This window comes from Pedobacter sp. MR2016-19, assembly GCF_014947265.1.
Taxonomy (GTDB): Bacteria; Bacteroidota; Bacteroidia; order Sphingobacteriales; family Sphingobacteriaceae; genus Pedobacter.
Map to the genome: position 1 here is coordinate 1 of NZ_JADCNK010000046.1, position 3,044 is coordinate 3,044.

The 3,044-nt window shown below is 37.7% G+C and carries 3 protein-coding genes; all 3 read right to left on the bottom strand.

Annotation, left to right across the window (positions count from 1 at the left end; translation table 11 throughout):
* Nucleotides 1–260: 260 nt before the first annotated feature.
* Entirely contained in the window at nucleotides 261–728 is a 468-nt protein-coding gene (locus IM793_RS24630; RefSeq protein ID WP_193426156.1) for a GtrA family protein, read from the bottom strand.
* Nucleotides 728–1,417, bottom strand: coding sequence for a CDP-alcohol phosphatidyltransferase family protein (locus IM793_RS24635; RefSeq protein ID WP_193426158.1), 690 nt, complete (start codon nucleotides 1,415–1,417; stop codon nucleotides 728–730). The genes IM793_RS24630 and IM793_RS24635 overlap by 1 nt, the downstream gene beginning before the upstream one ends.
* A 158-nt stretch (nucleotides 1,418–1,575) precedes the next feature.
* Nucleotides 1,576–2,382: a phytanoyl-CoA dioxygenase family protein gene (locus IM793_RS24640; RefSeq protein WP_193426159.1), complete on the bottom strand. Its 807-nt coding sequence runs from the start codon at nucleotides 2,380–2,382 to the stop codon at nucleotides 1,576–1,578.
* Between the last annotated feature and the right edge of the window lie 662 nt (nucleotides 2,383–3,044).

The window sequence follows — 3,044 nt, forward strand, 5'->3', positions numbered from 1 at the left end:
CATAAACGTCATTATAAGAAGGCACGACGAAGCAATCTCTCATACTTATATTCTTGCTATAAAGATTGCTTCATCCAATGAAGAATTGGCTTCGCAATGACAACATTTCGAAAACCATTATTTCCTTAGATTCTTATATAATTCACATTGATTTTAACCTAAATTATCCCTAAGAATAGCTTTATTCAACAAACAAAAACAAAGCGCAAACGTTTGATTGGTTAAACGGATTTGTTGCAAAAAGCGTGTAAGTAGGGGCATTAAGCCCTTTGTTCTTCGCTAATTCTTTCAAAATAATCTTCTTCATCAACTTCAGAATTGCTCAATTTATTGATTTTAAATACCCAATATTTCATTAAGGGATAATTAAAACCGTAAGAAACTATACTATCAATCAAAAGTCTGCCGATTTTATAATCTAAATTGAGGCTACTGTGCAATAAATAGGTGCCTGCTGATTTTAATGAGATACTTCCCAAAACCACGGTAAAAAATCTGATTAGCTGTCCGCTTGTAGAACTGCAATAGCCATCGTTACTCTTAAAAGCCCAAAAACGGTTAATACAAAAGTTAACCATCCCACCAAGCGTGCCTGAGATTAAAATAGAAATGGTAAAGTGGATATGCAGCCATTCGGTTAGTAGTATCATTAATCCATAATCGGTAACACCACCAGAAAAAGCCGATACCTGCGCTTTGAGAAAAAGTTTAACAGACGCCCAGGTCATTATATTTTCTCCTCCTTGTCTTTAGCGTCGCCCGCTTTCAAAAGTTTAAACGTATCGATAATATTGATAACCAATAATAGCAACACCATAGCAATTGCGAAATAAGTAATGGCACCAGTGAATAAGGTTTCGGCAATTAGGATAAACGAAATAATTACGCGTAATTCCGTCGGACCTAAATAGCCGGAATCGATTTGGTAAAAGCCGGTAATTTTATAGCGCAGTTGGGAAATAATCATAGACCAACCGTATAATACCACAAAAAGAAATGCGAAAATCTGTGTGCCACCATCGGCGTAATAATAATAGCCCAAACCGATCAGGATAATGCTTAGCCAATCCATTACAATATCAAGTGCAAAGCCATACCACTTACGGGGGATGTTGCGAAAGTACGCCAACCGGCCATCAAGCGAATCGCCAAGCCAGTTGATCATAAAACCTAAAATTCCGACCAGCAAATAACTTTTTGCATAAAAACCAGCCAAAATAAAGCTTAAAAACACAATCAGCGATCCAATCATGCCAATCCCTGTCATCATATTGGGCGTGATCCACTTAGGAACCCTTTGAAGCAAAAATAAGATCAGTGCTTGTTCGCCTTTTCTTAAAATATTTGTCCTCTCTCGGTCTGCAAATACCCTTTTGCCATCTAAATGGTCTTTTTTTAGTTTAATAATAGCCTCCAATTTAAGTGCCAACCAAAATTACGCCAAATAGAATGGCCGTTTCCGGTCGGTAAAATTTTAAACTGATCTTCTTTGGAATACCTTTAGAATAATCAGTTATTCTTTTTAGCTTCCCCGATCTGACCAGGTAAGTAAACAATAGGGCAAATAACATAAATTTATTTTACAATTCCGGCGAAGCGCTGGTAAAATACTGTTGGACTATTCTCATTTTTTGGGGCATACTTACCTGCGATGATGGGTACGTAAATTACGCGTCTTCTGCTTTCTTCGCCACGTATGGCCGATTCTGCTACCCTGTGCCATAACCTGCCATCGTGGATCGTTAAATCTCCTGCTTCGGGTAATATCGATACTTCTTCAGCATCTGGTTTATTATCCAGGAAATATTTTTTGCGGAAAAGCATCTGGTAAATACTTTGTTTGTGTGTGCCAGGAATTATTTTTAATCCACCATTTTCAGGTTTTAAGGTACTCAGGTGAATGCCTACATTGAGCATTGGGTTTAGTTTAGCACCATAAAAAATATCCCTTAAACCATCCGTGTGCCAGCCCATTTTGCTGAATTTGCTTTCAGGTCCATTAATGTAATGGTTAAATACCATGCCGTCTTTTTCTTCTGTACCCAGGCGTGCACCATCACCTGCCAATTGCAGCAGGGCATTAAAGCGTGGGTCTAATAACAGTCCGCTTAAGGTTTGATGCTGTTGGTTAATAAAAGCAAAACGCTGTACAATTGCTGAACCATCAAGATCTTTTCCGTATTTAATTGGCACGCCGTTTATTTTTTTAACATCTTCCTGTATCCATTTTTGTTCTACTTGTTTAGAAGCATCAATAATCGATGAAACCGTTTCGGGCTTAATGAAATTTTTGAAATGGATAAACCCATGTATGTTAAAAAAATCAAGCTGTTCTTTTGTTAATTGTTCAGATAAGGTAAAGGTTGGATACGATGTGGCCATGTGTAAAAAATTAAAAGATTTAGGAAAAAAGATAATTGGGGAAAGTATTATGCGCAGCAACAGCACATTCGCATTGGCGAGTGGTTCGGTACTGAAGTGAAATAAAACAATTTTGTTTTATTATACATATTCTATAGAATTAGTAGTATTTAATACAAACGTAACATATTTTTAATATTCCGGAGAATTTTATTTCGAATATTTTAAAATAATTTTTCGGGAAGGAGTTGAGGTAGGGTAGAGTTGTGCAAATAAAAGCTACTGTACCTGTTTTATTTTAATTTTATCCGTGGTGTTGGATGTTACCATCCGACACTCATACATCGAAAATAGTAATTCATGGAAATGAGGTACGGTCAGTCAGATGGTAACATCTGACAGCACAATCCCGGGGGTGTCGGATGTTTCCATCTGGCACTCAGGTCCGTTACAGATTCATTTTTAAGTGAATTGATCTTTATTATTGGAGCGCAATTGTAGTAGTAATAGGGTACTTTGTTCCCGTGTTTCGCTTTACGCTTCGCTTCGTCGTGCCTCCTTGCTGCAGGGTATCGCTGCACCCGGGGCTAAATGGCCTAAACAGTATTTCATTTTTAGGGTTGCATAGTGCACAAACCTTTGTTCCTAAACCCGAATGTAATGGAAAGCCCGTAAGCGAGGAA